Annotated in this window: 19 protein-coding genes; 10 read left to right on the top strand and 9 right to left on the bottom strand. The window is 61.1% G+C overall.

From position 1 onward, the window contains the following. Nucleotides 1–3 precede the first annotated feature (3 nt). Nucleotides 4–921 (top strand): tyrosine recombinase, encoded by a 918-nt coding sequence (locus ACI3KQ_RS00580; RefSeq protein WP_404953739.1) that lies wholly within the window; start codon nucleotides 4–6, stop codon nucleotides 919–921. Nucleotides 922–932: 11 nt separating this feature from the next. Next, on the top strand, nucleotides 933–1,877 hold the full coding sequence (locus ACI3KQ_RS00575; protein ID WP_404953737.1) for an acetyl-CoA carboxylase carboxyltransferase subunit alpha: 945 nt from the start codon (nucleotides 933–935) through the stop codon (nucleotides 1,875–1,877). 156 nt (nucleotides 1,878–2,033) lie between these two features. Here ACI3KQ_RS00575 and ACI3KQ_RS00570 read toward each other — a convergent pair whose 3' ends face one another. Next, entirely contained in the window at nucleotides 2,034–2,195 is a 162-nt protein-coding gene (locus tag ACI3KQ_RS00570; protein ID WP_404953735.1) for a Flp family type IVb pilin, read from the bottom strand. A gap of 132 nt (nucleotides 2,196–2,327) precedes the next feature. After that, a complete protein-coding gene (locus tag ACI3KQ_RS00565) occupies nucleotides 2,328–2,513 on the bottom strand; it encodes a Flp family type IVb pilin (protein WP_404953734.1) in 186 nt (61 codons plus the stop codon). Between the two features lie 79 nt (nucleotides 2,514–2,592). Here ACI3KQ_RS00565 and ACI3KQ_RS00560 point away from each other — a divergent pair, with 79 nt between their 5' ends. Then, nucleotides 2,593–3,000: a (deoxy)nucleoside triphosphate pyrophosphohydrolase gene (locus ACI3KQ_RS00560; protein ID WP_404953732.1), complete on the top strand. Its 408-nt coding sequence runs from the start codon at nucleotides 2,593–2,595 to the stop codon at nucleotides 2,998–3,000. 49 nt (nucleotides 3,001–3,049) lie between these two features. Here the strand turns inward: ACI3KQ_RS00560 and bfr are convergent, their stop codons facing one another. The 3 genes from bfr to ACI3KQ_RS00545 all read right to left on the bottom strand — a co-directional run bounded on the left by bfr (nucleotide 3,050) and on the right by ACI3KQ_RS00545 (nucleotide 5,155). Continuing rightward, a complete protein-coding gene (gene bfr, locus ACI3KQ_RS00555) occupies nucleotides 3,050–3,529 on the bottom strand; it encodes a bacterioferritin (RefSeq protein ID WP_167302806.1) in 480 nt (159 codons plus the stop codon). Nucleotides 3,530–3,686: 157 nt separating this feature from the next. After that, nucleotides 3,687–3,857 carry a bacterioferritin-associated ferredoxin gene (locus ACI3KQ_RS00550; protein WP_021236822.1) on the bottom strand — a complete coding sequence of 57 codons (171 nt, stop codon included), beginning with the start codon at nucleotides 3,855–3,857 and terminating at the stop codon, nucleotides 3,687–3,689. A gap of 53 nt (nucleotides 3,858–3,910) precedes the next feature. Next, nucleotides 3,911–5,155, bottom strand: a complete 1,245-nt coding sequence (locus ACI3KQ_RS00545; protein WP_404953729.1) for a DUF418 domain-containing protein — start codon at nucleotides 5,153–5,155, stop codon at nucleotides 3,911–3,913. Nucleotides 5,156–5,381: 226 nt separating this feature from the next. Between ACI3KQ_RS00545 and ACI3KQ_RS00540 the strand changes: the two genes are divergently transcribed. After that, nucleotides 5,382–6,152 (top strand): methyltransferase domain-containing protein, encoded by a 771-nt coding sequence (locus ACI3KQ_RS00540; protein ID WP_404953727.1) that lies wholly within the window; start codon nucleotides 5,382–5,384, stop codon nucleotides 6,150–6,152. A gap of 45 nt (nucleotides 6,153–6,197) precedes the next feature. On the opposite strand, the gene purL is transcribed toward ACI3KQ_RS00540, so the two are convergent. Further along, nucleotides 6,198–8,387: a phosphoribosylformylglycinamidine synthase subunit PurL gene (gene purL, locus ACI3KQ_RS00535; RefSeq protein WP_404953725.1), complete on the bottom strand. Its 2,190-nt coding sequence runs from the start codon at nucleotides 8,385–8,387 to the stop codon at nucleotides 6,198–6,200. A gap of 106 nt (nucleotides 8,388–8,493) precedes the next feature. Between purL and ACI3KQ_RS00530 the strand changes: the two genes are divergently transcribed. Continuing rightward, nucleotides 8,494–8,928 carry a DUF805 domain-containing protein gene (locus ACI3KQ_RS00530; protein ID WP_404953723.1) on the top strand — a complete coding sequence of 145 codons (435 nt, stop codon included), beginning with the start codon at nucleotides 8,494–8,496 and terminating at the stop codon, nucleotides 8,926–8,928. 62 nt (nucleotides 8,929–8,990) lie between these two features. Here ACI3KQ_RS00530 and ACI3KQ_RS00525 read toward each other — a convergent pair whose 3' ends face one another. Next, nucleotides 8,991–9,371 (bottom strand): hypothetical protein, encoded by a 381-nt coding sequence (locus ACI3KQ_RS00525; protein ID WP_404953721.1) that lies wholly within the window; start codon nucleotides 9,369–9,371, stop codon nucleotides 8,991–8,993. Between the two features lie 170 nt (nucleotides 9,372–9,541). On the opposite strand from ACI3KQ_RS00525, the gene ACI3KQ_RS00520 reads away from it, so the two are divergent. The 5 genes from ACI3KQ_RS00520 (at nucleotide 9,542) to queA (ending at nucleotide 13,135) form a co-directional block, all read left to right on the top strand. Next, nucleotides 9,542–9,802, top strand: coding sequence for an exodeoxyribonuclease VII small subunit (locus ACI3KQ_RS00520; RefSeq protein ID WP_404953719.1), 261 nt, complete (start codon nucleotides 9,542–9,544; stop codon nucleotides 9,800–9,802). A gap of 11 nt (nucleotides 9,803–9,813) precedes the next feature. Beyond that, complete coding sequence (locus tag ACI3KQ_RS00515) at nucleotides 9,814–10,722, top strand: polyprenyl synthetase family protein (RefSeq protein WP_404953717.1); 909 nt, start codon at nucleotides 9,814–9,816, stop codon at nucleotides 10,720–10,722. 1 nt (nucleotide 10,723) lies between these two features. Continuing rightward, the gene (gene coaD, locus ACI3KQ_RS00510; RefSeq protein WP_404953715.1) at nucleotides 10,724–11,236 is read left to right on the top strand and encodes a pantetheine-phosphate adenylyltransferase; all 513 of its coding nucleotides are present in this window, start codon (nucleotides 10,724–10,726) and stop codon (nucleotides 11,234–11,236) included. Nucleotides 11,237–11,331: 95 nt separating this feature from the next. Beyond that, nucleotides 11,332–12,084, top strand: a complete 753-nt coding sequence (locus ACI3KQ_RS00505; protein ID WP_404953713.1) for a peptidylprolyl isomerase — start codon at nucleotides 11,332–11,334, stop codon at nucleotides 12,082–12,084. Between the two features lie 22 nt (nucleotides 12,085–12,106). Next, entirely contained in the window at nucleotides 12,107–13,135 is a 1,029-nt protein-coding gene (gene queA, locus ACI3KQ_RS00500; protein ID WP_404953711.1) for a tRNA preQ1(34) S-adenosylmethionine ribosyltransferase-isomerase QueA, read from the top strand. Nucleotides 13,136–13,156: 21 nt separating this feature from the next. Here the strand turns inward: queA and ACI3KQ_RS00495 are convergent, their stop codons facing one another. Both ACI3KQ_RS00495 and ACI3KQ_RS00490 read right to left on the bottom strand, forming a co-directional pair. After that, the gene (locus tag ACI3KQ_RS00495; protein WP_404953709.1) at nucleotides 13,157–13,495 is read right to left on the bottom strand and encodes a DMT family protein; all 339 of its coding nucleotides are present in this window, start codon (nucleotides 13,493–13,495) and stop codon (nucleotides 13,157–13,159) included. 141 nt (nucleotides 13,496–13,636) lie between these two features. Next, nucleotides 13,637–14,569: a DUF2171 domain-containing protein gene (locus ACI3KQ_RS00490; protein ID WP_404954064.1), complete on the bottom strand. Its 933-nt coding sequence runs from the start codon at nucleotides 14,567–14,569 to the stop codon at nucleotides 13,637–13,639. Nucleotides 14,570–14,666: the final 97 nt, after the last annotated feature.

The following is a 14,666-nucleotide window of genomic DNA, read 5'->3' as shown; positions in this document are numbered from 1 at the left end:
TGCGTGAGTGAGGATGTGGCCCTCATCGATCGCTTTCTTGAGATGATGGCGGCGGAGCGTGGGGCTTCGCGCAATACGCTGCTCGCTTACAGAACGGACCTGACAGGTGCGGCCCAGATCATGGGCGGCCTGTCCGGCGCGACCAAGGCCGCCGTGGGTGAACTTGCCGGGGCGTGGGCGCAACTGGCGGCGTCCTCCGTCGCGCGAAAGGCGTCGGCATTGCGCGCTTTCTATGCTTTTCTGGAAGAGGAAGGGTTGCGCGTCGACAATCCGGCTACTGCCTTGCCGCGCCCTGTCACGCGCAGGTCGCTGCCCAAGATATTATCGGCCGGGGAAGTGGATTCCCTGTTTGCCGTCATCGACGCAAAACTCGCCGTCGAGCATCCAGCGCCGTTGGACCTGCGACTGTCGGCATTGATCGAACTGCTTTACGGATCGGGCCTGCGGGCAACCGAACTGGTGTCTCTGCCGCGCCGGGCGCTTGCCGCTGACCGGCCCTTCCTGATCCTGAAGGGCAAAGGCGCGCGCGAACGGCTGGTGCCCATTTCAGACCGCGCCCGATCAGCCGTATCCGCCTGGATCGATCATGTGCCGCAGGACAGCCCATGGCTTTTTCCATCGGGGAAAAGCCATGTGAGCCGCATCCGTCTGTATCAGATGGTGAAGGCGCTGGCCGCCGCCGCGGGCATCGCACCTGAACGTGTCAGCCCGCATGTGCTTCGTCACGCTTTTGCCACCCATCTGTTGGAAGGCGGCGCTGACCTGCGCGCGCTCCAGTCTATGCTGGGGCATGCGGACATAGGCACGACCCAGATTTACACCCATGTCGACAGCCGCAGGCTGGTCGAATTGGTCAATAGCCGCCATCCACTTGCAACGATGCGCCATCGCCTCGTTGACGACGGCACTTCTGCGCCCTAACGCCGTCGGCCATGGTTAGCTTTCTGGAATTTGAAAAGCCTATCGCCGAGTTGGAGGCGCGCGTCATCGAATTGCGCGCGACGGCCAGCGCCGGGGATATCGACATTGGTGGCGAGATCGAAAAGCTCGAACATCGCGCGGCCAAGTTGCTGGTCGACACTTATGCCAAGCTCACGCCGTGGCAAAAGACGCAGGTCGCCCGCCACCCGGACCGTCCCCACTTCAAAGATTATGTGGCGGGGATGTTCGACAACTATATGCCGCTGGCAGGGGACCGGGCGTTTTCCGACGATCAGGCGATCCTGGGCGGCTTTGCGACACTAGGGGATCGGCGCGTCATGGTCATTGGCCATGAAAAGGGCGACGATACCGCCAGCCGCGTGCGCCATAATTTTGGCATGGCAAAGCCGGAGGGCTATCGCAAGGCGATCCGCCTGATGCAGTTGGCCGACCGTTTCGGATTGCCCGTGGTGACGCTGGTGGATACGTCCGGCGCTTTTCCGGGCGTGCAGGCGGAAGAACGCGGTCAGGCGGAAGCGATTGCCCGCTCGACCGAACAATGCCTGGCCCTGGGCGTCCCGATGGTGGCTGCGGTGGTCGGCGAAGGCGGATCGGGCGGCGCTGTCGCGCTGGCAGCCGCCAACCGCGTGCTGATGTTCGAACATGCCGTCTATTCCGTCATCTCACCCGAAGGGTGCGCGTCCATCCTCTGGCGCACGGCGGATCGCGCGAGCGATGCAGCGACCGCGATGCAGGTCACGGCGCAGCATCTCAAGGCGCTGGGCGTTATCGATCGGATTGTGCCGGAACCAGCGGGGGGTGCGCATCGCGAACCGATGCAGGCTATCGCCAGGCTGGGTGTGGCGATCGGTGAGGAACTGGATTCGCTCGCCGCGATGAGCGCGCCGGATCTGCGGACAGACCGCGCCGATAAGTTCCTGGCGATAGGAGCCTGATTTCTCACCTTTGAGTTGAGCGGTGGAATGCTTGCCGCAGAAGGCTGCGCTTTTGGTGGGACTATGGATTGTGGCGTTAGCTATCTCGCCAATCAGGCAACAGAAAAAGGCGGCGGAATTTCTTCCGCCGCCCTTTCTTTTCGAACTTACTCGAAATTAATCGAGGTTGTTCGAAACATTGTTGAAGGTGTTGGTCAGCTTGGTGCCGATGCTGGACATGGCACCAATGGCGGCGACTGCGATCAGAGCGGCGATCAGGCCATACTCGATAGCGGTCGCGCCCTTTTCATTCTTCAGCATCTTACGGATGAACTGCATTGCAAATCTCCTTGACTAAATTCCGGTTCAACTATCCCCGCCGCCCCGATGAATTAGGTCAGCTATGGACGGTTTACTTGTGGTAGGTTGATAAAGATTTAACGACATAGCCGGTTAGTTTCGGTATGATGGTTAATGACTGGTAACTTCCGTCGCGACATTATCCCACATGTTGATCGTCTTGTCGGCGACGTTGGTCACTGCGGAAATGATCGCCAGTGCAATCAGTGCCAGGATCAGCCCATATTCGATTGCCGTCGCGCCGCGTTCGCAGCGCAGCAGCGTCATTTTCGATATGGCTCCGATCAGTCCGCCCATGCCACTTCCCGATTATTGCAGACAGCACCGGACGGCGTTGTAATAGGGGCAAGTTAATAACCCCTTTCGCTGGACCGATATGACGACAATCAATCCCCTGCTGGTGGTGGCCGCCGCACTGGTCGATGCCGATGGCCGTGTGCTGTTGCAGCAGCGTCCGCCAGGGCGGGCGATGGCCGGATTATGGGAATTTCCAGGGGGAAAGGTTGAAGAAGGAGAAACGCCCGAGGCCGCACTAATTCGGGAGTTGGAGGAAGAACTGGGGATTCAAACCCATGCCAGCTGCCTGGCCCCCGCCGCCTTCGCCAGCGAACCCCTGGCCGACCGTCACCTGCTGCTGCTGCTCTATATCTGCCGCAAATGGCAGGGCCTTGCTCAGCCCCACCATGCGACCGCCCTGCAATGGGTCAGGCCTGCCCAGATGTATGTGCTGGATATGCCGCCAGCGGACCTGCCGCTGATCGGGCTGCTAGATGCGCTGATTTGAATGGGTAGGGCGGGGTAAGCGTGCCGGATTTGCTACCCCACCCGCTGCGTCATTCTTCCGCTGCCTTGCTCTGCAGCTGGATATAGTTCTGAATGCCCATACGCTCGATCATTTCGAACTGGGTTTCCAACGTATCGACATGTTCTTCCTCGCTCTCAAGGATCGACTGGAACAGGTCGCGGCTGACGAAATCGCGGACGGTTTCGCTATAGGCGATGGCGTCTTTCAACACTGGAAGAGCCTCATATTCCAGCTCAAGATCGGACTTCAGGATTTCTTCGACCGTTTCGCCGATCTTCAACCGACCCAGCAGCTGGAAATTGGGCAGGCCGTCAAGGAACAGAATGCGCTCCGCCACCTTGTCGGCGTGCTTCATCTCATCGATCGATTCCTCATATTCGAACTTCGCGAGCTTTTCGATGCCCCAATGGTTGAGCATCCGATAGTGGAGGAAATATTGATTGATCGCGGTCAGCTCATTTTTGAGGACCTCGTTCAAATAGTCGATGACCTTGGGATCGCCCTTCATGGCTTCATGCTCCGGCTGTTTGGACAGGCCGGGGACTATAGGCTCGTTACAGCCGATTGTTAACCGGAAAGCCGCGGAAATTCGCCATATTTACAAGATGATATTGCGATATGTTCGCGCTTGTCATCAGCCATTTGATGCTGCTGATTATCAATCGTTAGACGGACGCGCGTTCCGTGGCGATGATCGTACGGGCAAAGGGGACGCACTGGCCGCATTTGGGACGACGGCCAAGCCGCGCATAGGCGCTGCAAGGTGTGTCGGCCCCGCCGCGTACGGCTTCCTTCAGGTCCTTTTCCCGAATGGCATTGCAAACACAGACGACCATCGACTTCTCCTGATTCGGAGATAGCGTAGATGATAATAGCTCGCAATAGTCTTTCAGCTGCTCTTGCGAATCTTTTGCGGCTTCCCGCGCGCCAGGCTGCGCCATAGCCACTCCATCGGGCCAATGCCGAATCGCGACAGCCACGACGCTGACCATATCAGCATGACCAGCCAGGCGCCGAGCAGCAGCAATGGAAATTGCACGGGCCGCAGATGGGCGAACAGGCCCAGGCCCCATCCATAGAAGATCGCGCACATGACCAGGCTGGTGCCCAGATAATTGCTGAGCGCCATCCGGCCCACCGCGCCGATCCGCAGGGCAAGCGGATGATCCCGGTTTCGGGCCAGCAGCCACAGGATCAACGCGGCCCAGCCAACGGCCAGCGGTATGCGGAACGGGAAGGACCACGCAATCACCGCGCCATAAGTCGGCAGAAGCGGGAAATTGCCCAAGATCAGCCATGCTTCAAGGCCCGCCATCGGGATAAGTCCAATGACGAAACAATGGACGGCGGTCCGCTTATATTGATCGGGGTCCCAACGCCCGGTCAGGAACCCGCCTTTCAGCATGGCCATGCCGATCAGCATGAACCCCAATGTGTCGAAACCGCTAAACAGCAGGCCGCGAGGCCATTCGTCGGCGAACAGGGCAAGGTGATGGTGCAGGATGGTGCCGAAACCGCTGCGATAGGTCTGTATGTCCGACTGGATGGCGGTGCTACGTGGATCGGTGAAGGATGCGGCGAAGCTGGCATAGCCTTCCCGCACGGTCTGGGCAGCGCCGGGACTCGCCGCGGTATCGGCCCATCCGTAGAGGGTGACGATGGAAAGCGTGCAGATCAGAAAATGCGCTAAAAAGAAGAGAAAGGCCCATTTCATGAGGGAAAGCGGCTCCTTCCCTATGAACGGCAGGGCGGCCCCCCCCACCAGCGCATAGATCATCAATATGTCGCCCCACCACAGCAGCAGATAATGGGAAAGGCCGATCAGAAACAGCCAGGCGGCCCGGATCATCTGCACCCTGCGCCCGTCACGCCCGGCCAGTTCCTCCCGGTCGATCAGCAGCAGCATTGACGCCCCGAACAGGATCGAAAAAAGCGCGCGCATCTTGCCGTCGAAAAACAGAAAACTGATCAGCCAGAACAGTATGTCCCCGATGGACGGCGGTCCCGCCGCGCGAGGATTGAAATAGGCCGCCTGTGGAAGGGCGAAGGCGCTGATATTCATCCACAATATGCCCATGACGGCGCAGCCGCGCAGCACGTCCATGGCGGGAATGCGGAAGGATGGGGCGCTCATGCGACGGGCGTTCCTTGAAGACACTGGAAAAGCGGTCTTTGCTCTGCCATGCGACTAGTGGATTGATTTTGACATTTGCATCCCGCTGGCCGGATAGGAAGGTCGCAAATGTCAAAATCGTAAAATCCACTAGATTCATATAGTTGCTAGTGGTCCTGAGAGATTCTGACATTTGCTCACCACTTAGCCGATAGAGATGCCAAATGTCAGGATCGGACCACTAGCCATGAACAGCCGCCGCAAGCAACGGATAAGCGACGCATTCGGCGCTGCTGCCGCCCGCTATGACGATCATGCGGGGCCGCAACGCGCTGCGGCTGGTCTGGTCGCCGATCTTGCCCAGCGGCAGATACCCGGACCGGTGGAGCGTATCCTGGAAATCGGGTGCGGAACCGGCTTGCTGACCCGTGATATTCAGCGGCGCTGGCCGTCTGCTGAACTGGTCGTAACGGACCTGTCGCCCGATATGCTGGCCACCGCGGCAAAGGGCGGGCTGGTCGCTGGCACCTTCATGACCATGGACGGCGAAGCGCCCGCGTTTGAAGGGGAGTGGTTCGACCTCATTCTGTCCAGTCTTGCCTTTCAATGGTTCGAACGGCTGGAAGATGCCATCGCCCGCCTGACGGGACTGTTGCGGCCGGGCGGAAGCCTGTTTTTCTCGACCATGGGTGCGGGCAGCTTCGCCCGATGGCGGGCGGCGCATGTAGCGTGCGACCTGGTCCCCGGCGTCCCCGCTTATCCCACCCTTGACGACCTGCGCGCGATGTTGAGCGGCTATGACGATGCCTTCGCCTTTGATGAGGATTATGCCCTGCCTTGCGAGGGTGCGCGCGGACTTATCGCGCACCTCAAAGGAATAGGCGCAGTGGTGCCCGGCGATGGCAGAAAACCGCTGCCGCCTGGACAGTTGCGCCGGGTGATGGCGGCGTTCGACCAGAGCGGCGGGGATGACGCCTATCAACTGCTGTTCGGTCGGGTGACTCGCCCGAAAAACTGACGGGTTTTCGGGCCGGAAAGGTCAATGCCCTTTGCTGATGGACGCTTAAAGTTCGGCGTCCATCAGGTTCGGGAAGAAGCCTTCATGCGCGTTGCGTAGGTCGCTGAGCGCAACGCCAGCCACCATGGCACCACCAGTGGTTCCGATGCGAATCGCGCCTGCTATTTCCACATCTTGCGCAGCCGTAACGACATAACGCCCCTGATCCTCGCCAAAGGCGGCGGCGGTGGACAGGGCAACGGTCAGTTCCGCACCCATCCCCCCTGCCAGCGCCATTTCCGCAATCGTGACCAGCAGGCCGCCGTCGGAAATATCATGCACGGCGTTCACCTTGCCGTCCACGATCAGGCCGCGAACCAGGTCCGCATTGGCGCGTTCGGCTGCCAGGTCGACCTTGGGCGCGTCGCCCGCTTCCCGGCCCGCAATTTCCCGCAGCCAGATCGACTGGCCAAGATGCGATCCCAAAGCTCCCTCGGTGCCGCCGACCAGCCAGATCGCGTCGCCCTCATCCTTGAAAGCTACGGTCGCCATGACATCGACATCCTTCAGCAGGCCAATGCCGCCGATTGCCGGTGTCGGCAGGATCGCGGAGCCGCCCCCGGTCGCCTTGGATTCATTGTAGAGGCTGACATTGCCCGAAACGATCGGGAAGTCGAGCGCACGGCAGGCGTCGCCCATGCCATCAAGGCAGCCTGTGAGCTGCGCCATGATCTCTGGCCGTTGAGGATTGGCGAAGTTCAGGCAGTTGGTGACGGCGAGCGGATGTGCGCCCACCGCGCTGATGTTGCGATAGCATTCGGCGATGGCCTGCTTCCCACCTTCATAGGGGTCGGCATAACAATAGCGCGGAGTGCAGTCGGTGCTGATCGCAATGCCCTTTTGCGAACCATGGACCCGCACCACCGCTGCGTCGCCACCGGGGCGTTGCACCGTGTCGGCGCCGACCATATGGTCATATTGTTCCCAGATCCAACGGCGGCTGGCGATGTCCGGCGACCCCATCAGCTTCAGCAGGTCGGCCCCGATGTCTCTGCTTTCGGCGATGTTGCCCAGCGGCTCGACCTTTGCCCAGATCTTATATTCGTCCTTCGGCATTGACGGGCGGTCGTACAGCGGAGCATCGTCGGCCAGCGGCGCGAGCGGAATGTCGCACACGACCTCATCCTTGTGGACCAGAACCATGCGGCCCGTGTCGGTCACTTCGCCGATCACGGCAAAGTCGAGTTCCCACTTGCGGAAAATGGCTTCGGCAAAGGCCTCCTTGCCCGGCTGGAGCACCATGAGCATGCGTTCCTGGCTTTCCGACAGCATCATTTCATAGGCTGTCATGCCGGTTTCGCGCTGCGGCACCATATCCATGTTCAGCTGGATGCCGACGCCGCCCTTGGACGCCATCTCCACCGAGGATGAGGTAAGGCCAGCCGCGCCCATGTCCTGGATGGCGACGATCGCGTCCGATGCCATCAGTTCCAGGCAGGCTTCGATCAGCAGCTTTTCGGTGAACGGGTCACCGACCTGCACGGTCGGGCGCTTGGCGTCGGCGTCGTCGCCAAAGTCCGCCGAAGCCATGGTCGCGCCATGGATGCCGTCGCGGCCGGTCTTGGAACCGACATAGACGATCGGATTGCCGATGCCCGACGCCGCTGAGTAGAAAATCTTGTCCGTATCCGCGACGCCGACCGTCATCGCATTGACCAGGATATTGCCGTCATAGGCGGGGTGGAAGTTCACTTCCCCGCCCACGGTTGGTACGCCGACGCAATTGCCATAGCCGCCAATGCCGTGGACCACGCCGCTGATGAGGTGCTTCATCTTGGGATGATCGGGCCGACCGAAACGCAGCGCGTTCATGTTCGCGACCGGGCGCGCGCCCATGGTGAACACGTCGCGCAGGATACCGCCCACGCCCGTCGCCGCGCCCTGATAGGGTTCGATATAGGACGGGTGGTTATGGCTCTCCATCTTGAAGATCGCGGCCTGCCCATCGCCGATATCGACGACGCCCGCATTTTCGCCGGGGCCGCAAATGACCTGCGGGCCTTCCGTCGGCAGCTTCTTCAAATGGATGCGGCTCGACTTGTAGGAACAATGTTCCGACCACATCACCGAAAATATGCCCAGTTCCGTCAGATTCGGTTCGCGACCGAGGGCGTTCAGAACGCGGTCATATTCTTCCGGCGAAAGGCCATGTTCGGCGACGATTTCCGGGGTGATCTGGGTGGCTGCTGTCGACATGAGCGCGCCTTTAGCCGGGGCGCGGCGGATAGACAATCCTTGCGCGCGCGTGACGGACAAAACATGATAGGAAATACAGGTTCAATCTGGCCGGGGAGAGTGCAGGATGGAATGGATGCTGTTGCCGCTACGTCGCTACGCGAAATTTTCCGGGCGCTCCCGGCCAAAGGAATATTGGATGTTCATCCTGTTCCTGATCCTGTGTTTTATCGCCATCGGCATCGTGGAAGGGCTGCTGGGCCTTAGCACCACTGAACATTGGGCGCGCCGTGGCGACTGGTGGTTCGACACAGGCTACCGCACCAGAGGCGGGCCGTTGACCGGGCTGTTCGGCCTGGCGGTGCTGATCCCCTGGATCGCCGTGGCGGTGCGCCGATTGCACGACAGTGACAGGAGCGGATTTTGGCTGCTGATCCTTTTTTTCCCGATCATCGGCAGCCTGGTCCTGCTCGTTTTCTTCATAATGAGCGGGACGCGTGGCCCCAATCGCTTTGGCCCCGACCCGGTAGAGGTGGGCGAACCGGAATTTACGAAAGGCTGATATGAAAAAGGCCGGGCCTCCGCATGGGAGACCCGGCCTTGGAAAAACCGAAAGGACCAGCCTTACGCCTTGCAGCTAAGCGCGTCCTTGCCCGGCAGGGTGACGGTGATTTCCTTGCCGGCGCCTTCCACCGAATATCCTTCCGCAGTGAACGCTTCGCCGGGGTTGGCAGCGACCAGCTTCGTGGGCGCGCTATCCCTTTTCAGGCGCAGGTTCACGGTCTTGTCGTCGCTCATGAAGTCGACGAAGATCAGGCTGTTGTCCTTGCAGCGGTACTGGTGGCTTTCCTTCACCGAAGGGGGCAGCTCGACCGGCGCGGCGTTGGCCAACTGCTGCGCCATGGGATCGGCGGGGCCGCCCACGACTTCAGGTTCGTCATTCTGGTTGCAGGCGGACAGCAGGCTGAGCGCGGCGGCGGTGATCAGGGGGAGATAATATTTCATAGCGGTCCTTCTATGTGCATCTGCCACAGCCAGCGTCAACGCAAAACTGCCAAAATACCGCCAGCCGCGTGGCGAAACGCCATGACATTTTCATGACGCAGGCGAACTAATGGGCGCGTGCGGGCGCAGCGGGCTTGACCGGGCGGGCGGCGGTCGCCAATGCATGACGCATGGCCGAAGACAGCATGACCCAGGCGGGCGACACGTCTCAATTGTCTTTCGAGGATGCTTTGCGCGCCCTTGAAACGATTGTCCGCCGGTTGGAAAGCGGCGACGTTCCGCTGGACGAATCCATCTCGCTCTATGCGCAGGGCGAAGAATTGCGCAAACAGTGCCTGGCCAGGCTGCAAGCGGCCGAGGCGCGCATTCAAAAGCTCACCGTCGATCCCAGTGGGACCGTGACGGGCGCACAGCCATTCGGCGCGGACTGAGCGCGCTCGCCATGGAGGGCGTGACTTCGGGCGCGGCGCTCATCGCCAGCCGTTCCGCCATCGTCGCGGCAGAAGTGGACCGGGCGTTCGACGCTTTGCTTAGCGTCCCTGACGACCCGCGCGCGCGCCTGTATGAAGCCATGCGCCATGCCGCCATCGGGGGTGGCAAACGGCTGCGCCCGCTGCTGGTCCGGGCCGCAAGCGACCTGTTCAACATATCGGGCGAATCGGCGCTGCGGGTTGGCCTCGCGGTCGAATGCATCCATGTCTATTCGCTGATCCACGACGACCTCCCGGCGATGGACGATGACGACGTGCGACGGGGCAAGCCGACCATCCACAAGGCGTTCGACGAAGCGACGGCGATCCTGGCCGGGGACTGCCTGCACGACCTGGCGTTTCAGCTGATCGCCGATGAAGAAACCCATCCCGACCCGTTCGTCCGCATCGAACTGGTAAAGGCGCTTGCCGCCGCCAGCGGGCCTGCGGGCATGGCGGGTGGACAGATGATGGACCTGGAAGCGGAAGGGGCGAATTTCGACCTTGCCACCGTCACAAGGCTGCAACAGCTCAAGACCGGCGCGCTCATCGCCTTTTGCGTCGACGCCGCCGCCATCATGGCCCGCATCCCGTCCGAAGCACGCACCAGCTTGCACGGCTATGCCCGCGACATCGGGCTGGCGTTCCAGATTGCGGACGACCTTCTGGATGTAGAGGGCGACGTGGCGGTCGCGGGCAAGGCGCTGGGCAAGGATCAGGCGGCGGGCAAGGAAACCTTTGTATCGCTGCTGGGCGTCGAACGGGCGCGGGAACAGGCGCGGATGCTGGTGCAGCAGGCAAAGGCGCATCTCCATGCGCATGGAGCGCAAGCCGACCTGCTGCGCGCCATCGCCGACTATATCGTGGAAAGGGACCGTTAGGATGAGCAGGCAAAGGGTGGGGGTCTATCCCGGCACGTTCGATCCGATCACGCTGGGCCATATGGACATCATCCGGCGCGGGGCGAAGCTGGTGGACAAGCTGGTGATCGGCGTCACCACCAACATTTCCAAATCGCCCATGTTCTCCGACGATGAACGTCTGGAAATGGTGCGGCGCGAATGTGCCGACGTCGATGCGCAGATCGTCGTGACCGGCTTTAATTCGCTGCTGATGGACTTTGCCGAATCGCAGGGCGCCAACGTCATCATCCGTGGCCTGCGCGCCGTGGCGGATTTCGAATATGAATATCAGATGGCGGGCATGAACCAGCAGATCAATTCCCGCGTGGAGACTGTCTTCCTGATGGCGGACGTGTCGCTGCAGCCGATTGCATCGCGCCTGGTCAAGGAAATCGCGCTTTACGGCGGCCCCATCCACAAATTCGTCAGCCCGCGCGTCGGTGAGGAAGTCGTCGCGCGGGTTGCCGAGGTCGGGCGCAAGGACGGCAAGTAAGCGACGCGCTCAGCCTTCGTTCAGTTGCCAATCGCGAAGAGCGCGTTATCAGGGCCACATCGCCTTATCGGGCAAATATCAGGGAATGCTTATCCATGCGGTTCACGTCGGCGATCAAGACCGTGGCGATCGGTTTCGCTCTCTATGCTTCCAGCGGCGCCGCTTTGGCGCAGGCGGGGCAGGGCGCGGATGCGACCAAAAAGGCTGAAGCCGCCGCGCGTGCTGAGCAGAATGCAAAGACGATGGGGCAGGACGCCGCCATCAAGCTGCCGCCTGCGACCGTTCCTGCCGATCCGCAGAATATCTGGGACCTGGATCTGTCGAGCGGCGGTCGCGTGCGTATTCAGCTGCGCCCCGACATCGCGCCCAACCATGTTGAGCGAATCAAGCAGCTGACGCGCCAGGGCTTTTATGACGGTCTGAAATTCCATCGTGTGATTCCGGGGTTCATGGCGCAAGGGGGCGATCCCAAGGGTGATGGCACGGGCGGATCGACGCTGCCGGACATCGCGGCGGAGTTCAATCCGATGCCCCACCTGCGTGGCACCGTTTCCATGGCCCGCGCGCAGGAAGAAAACAGCGCCAACAGCCAGTTCTTCATCGTGCTGCTGCCCCGCATGCAACTGGACAAGAAATATACCGTGTTCGGTCGCGTCATCGACGGCATGCAATATGTCGATGCGATCACACCGGGCGAGCCGCCCGCGAACCCATCCGTCATTTTGCAGGCGTCCATCGAAAGCGATGGGAAGCCGCCGGTGACCGCGCTGCCAACGCCGCCTGCTCCTACTGTCGCCACCCCGGCGTCGGTTGCTCCGGCTGGCAAGAAGGCGGCGAAGCGGAAATAACTCGCCACCGGGCGGCTTCATCATGCGCGTCGATCTTTTCGATTTCCACCTGCCGCCTGAGTCGATCGCGCTCCGTCCGGCTGCGCCACGCGATTCCGCCCGGATGATGCTGGTCGCGGGCGACGCACCGATCCAGGACTGGATCGTGCGCGATCTGCCATCGATGCTGCGGCCCGGCGACATGCTGGTGTTCAACGATACGAAAGTGATCCCGGCCCAGCTGGAGGGAATGCGTGGGCAGGCAAAGGTCGGCGCGACGCTGCACAAGCGTATGGGGCTCCGCCAGTGGCAGGCATTTCTGCGCAACGCCAAAAGGGTGCGGGACGGCGACCGGATCGACTTCGGCGCGGGCGTTACCGCCATTGCCGGTCCTCGCGACGATGAAGGCGGCTGCACCCTCAACTTCGAAGGCGAAGATCCGGTGGAGCTTTTGCTGGAACGGGCAGGGCAAATGCCATTGCCGCCCTACATCGCCAGCAAGCGCCCAACCGACGCGCGCGACCGCAGCGATTACCAGACCATGTTCGCGCGCGAGGATGGCGCCGTCGCCGCGCCCACGGCTGCGCTGCATTTCACGCCTGAACTGATGGCTGCGCTGGACCAGGCTGGTATCGGATCGGAAACGCTCACCCTGCATGTGGGCGCGGGAACGTTCCTTCCGGTCAAGGCCGACGACACGGACGACCACCGCATGCATGCGGAATGGGGGCGGATCGACAAGGATACGGCCGACCGGCTGAACGCGGCCCGCGCGCGGGGCGGTCGCTTGATTGCCGTCGGCACGACCAGCCTGCGTCTGCTCGAAAGCGCGGCGGATGAGCAGGGACGCATCCACCCCTTTGCTGACGAAACGCGGATCTTCATCACGCCGGGTTACCGCTTTCGCGCCGTGGACGGGCTGATGACAAATTTCCACCTGCCCAAATCGACATTATTCATGCTGGTAAGTGCCTTGATGGGGCGTGATCGGATGCAGGCTGCCTATGCCCACGCCATCGCCCAGGGCTATCGTTTTTATTCCTACGGGGATTCCTCCCTGCTGCTACCGTAGGGATCGAATGCCGCCTGACCCTTAAGACCGCCCAACGAACAGAAATCCCACCGCCGCCATGATGCACAGAAAGGCGGCAAGGTGGCGCCAGTGCAATGGTTCGCCCAAAACCATGACCATGAATCCGCCAAAGACGACCAGGGCGATGGCTTCCTGAGCGATTTTGAGCTGCCCCGCGCTCCATCCGCTGGCAAAGCCGATGCGGTTTGCAGGCACCGCGAAACAATATTCCACAAATGCGATCGCCCAGCTGATCAGGATGACCAGCATCAGCGGTTTGGTCATGCCGCCTTTCAAATGCCAATACCACGCTGCGGTCATGAACAGGTTGGAAATGACCAGCAGTAATATGGTGGGCATGAGGGGCCTCGGTCGCAAGGAAGACGCCGCTTTCCCACGCGCGCCTCCGCTGTGCAAGGCGCCTCCGCATTCGCCCGCCTGACATGCAGAGAGGCCCAGCCTTGCGACCGGGCCTCCACTGTCACTTTATCGGTTCAGTGCTCAGCGATAACGGTTCGACTGACCCTGTGAGCTGCTCGAACTCGACCCTTGGCTACCCCATCCGCCACGGTCATCCCGGCCGCCGAACATCGCATTTTGCTCCCGCTCGGTCCGCCATGCCATGTGCGCTTCGTCAGCCGTCTTCTCGATCGTCACCTTTTGGGCATCAACGGAGCGTATCCAGGACGATGGGATGGAATGATGCATGCCATCCGCATCCTGGTCGGTCTTTGTCAGGATGATGCGATCGCCGCTCAGCTTGTCGACAGTGCCGACATGTTCGCCGTCGCTGCCCACGACTTCCATATGTTCGCGCACTTGCTGGACCGCCTGCCGCTGTTCACTGCGTTTGGTCCGCCAGCTGCCGAACTCATTGTTGAAACGTTCGCGATGTTCCTGCTGATATTCCGTATAGTCCCGGTCCAACTCGTCGATGCGCTGCTTCCGCCACGCATGATAGTTGGCGTCATGATGTTCTCCATAATCGTGCGACGGGCCAAAGGCGCGGATGCGGTTGCCATGGTCTTCGCTGCCATAGCCGCTGCGTTCGCCCGTATATGGGGCATAGCCGCGACCGGGCAGATACTGGTTACTGCGGGACGCGGACGCATATCCCATCCGACTGCTTTCATCGCGCGGATCGCCATAGGTGCGATTATAATATTCATCATATTCGCGGCGGCGCTCCGCCTCTTCATCGCCAAACCAGCTGCGGACTTCATCGCCCGCCCGCTCAAAAAATCCACGCTCGTCAGGGTCGTAATCTTCGCGACTGCGACGGGGATCCGGGCCGCTAAATTGTCCGCGCGTACCGTAGCGGGAATTGCGATCATCCTGCCACTCGCGCTGCCCGCGATAACGATCCGATCCTCTGTCCCAATCGCCTCGGTTGCGATCATATTCGCCATAACGGCGTCCGCCTTGATAGCCCATCATCTTTCTCCTTTTGTTCTGGAATCTCCTTCGATGCCGAAGGGGCCATTGCGCTATTAATGAGCGGTCGGACGCATCGTTCCGGCCGTTACGCGTC

Source organism: Sphingobium sp. ZW T5_29, assembly GCF_044987515.1.
Classification (GTDB): Bacteria; Pseudomonadota; Alphaproteobacteria; order Sphingomonadales; family Sphingomonadaceae; genus Sphingobium.
This window is presented reverse-complemented; position numbering and strand designations above follow the sequence as displayed.

What these genes read in the sequence shown, in the direction of transcription:
- ACI3KQ_RS00530 (WP_404953723.1), top strand. Translation starts at nt 8,494, where the DNA reads ATGGAATGGATGCTGTTGCCGCTACGTCGCTACGCGAAATTTTCCGGG.
- ACI3KQ_RS00565 (WP_404953734.1), bottom strand. Translation starts at nt 2,513, where the DNA reads ATGGGCGGACTGATCGGAGCCATATCGAAAATGACGCTGCTGCGCTGC.
- coaD (WP_404953715.1), top strand. Translation starts at nt 10,724, where the DNA reads ATGAGCAGGCAAAGGGTGGGGGTCTATCCCGGCACGTTCGATCCGATC.
- ACI3KQ_RS00505 (WP_404953713.1), top strand. Translation starts at nt 11,332, where the DNA reads ATGCGGTTCACGTCGGCGATCAAGACCGTGGCGATCGGTTTCGCTCTC.
- ACI3KQ_RS00545 (WP_404953729.1), bottom strand. Translation starts at nt 5,155, where the DNA reads ATGAGCGCCCCATCCTTCCGCATTCCCGCCATGGACGTGCTGCGCGGC.
- ACI3KQ_RS00525 (WP_404953721.1), bottom strand. Translation starts at nt 9,371, where the DNA reads ATGAAATATTATCTCCCCCTGATCACCGCCGCCGCGCTCAGCCTGCTG.
- ACI3KQ_RS00495 (WP_404953709.1), bottom strand. Translation starts at nt 13,495, where the DNA reads ATGCCCACCATATTACTGCTGGTCATTTCCAACCTGTTCATGACCGCA.
- ACI3KQ_RS00575 (WP_404953737.1), top strand. Translation starts at nt 933, where the DNA reads ATGGTTAGCTTTCTGGAATTTGAAAAGCCTATCGCCGAGTTGGAGGCG.
- queA (WP_404953711.1), top strand. Translation starts at nt 12,107, where the DNA reads ATGCGCGTCGATCTTTTCGATTTCCACCTGCCGCCTGAGTCGATCGCG.
- ACI3KQ_RS00560 (WP_404953732.1), top strand. Translation starts at nt 2,593, where the DNA reads ATGACGACAATCAATCCCCTGCTGGTGGTGGCCGCCGCACTGGTCGAT.
- ACI3KQ_RS00550 (WP_021236822.1), bottom strand. Translation starts at nt 3,857, where the DNA reads ATGGTCGTCTGTGTTTGCAATGCCATTCGGGAAAAGGACCTGAAGGAA.
- ACI3KQ_RS00520 (WP_404953719.1), top strand. Translation starts at nt 9,542, where the DNA reads ATGGCCGAAGACAGCATGACCCAGGCGGGCGACACGTCTCAATTGTCT.
- purL (WP_404953725.1), bottom strand. Translation starts at nt 8,387, where the DNA reads ATGTCGACAGCAGCCACCCAGATCACCCCGGAAATCGTCGCCGAACAT.
- ACI3KQ_RS00570 (WP_404953735.1), bottom strand. Translation starts at nt 2,195, where the DNA reads ATGCAGTTCATCCGTAAGATGCTGAAGAATGAAAAGGGCGCGACCGCT.
- bfr (WP_167302806.1), bottom strand. Translation starts at nt 3,529, where the DNA reads ATGAAGGGCGATCCCAAGGTCATCGACTATTTGAACGAGGTCCTCAAA.
- ACI3KQ_RS00540 (WP_404953727.1), top strand. Translation starts at nt 5,382, where the DNA reads ATGAACAGCCGCCGCAAGCAACGGATAAGCGACGCATTCGGCGCTGCT.
- ACI3KQ_RS00515 (WP_404953717.1), top strand. Translation starts at nt 9,814, where the DNA reads ATGGAGGGCGTGACTTCGGGCGCGGCGCTCATCGCCAGCCGTTCCGCC.
- ACI3KQ_RS00490 (WP_404954064.1), bottom strand. Translation starts at nt 14,569, where the DNA reads ATGGGCTATCAAGGCGGACGCCGTTATGGCGAATATGATCGCAACCGA.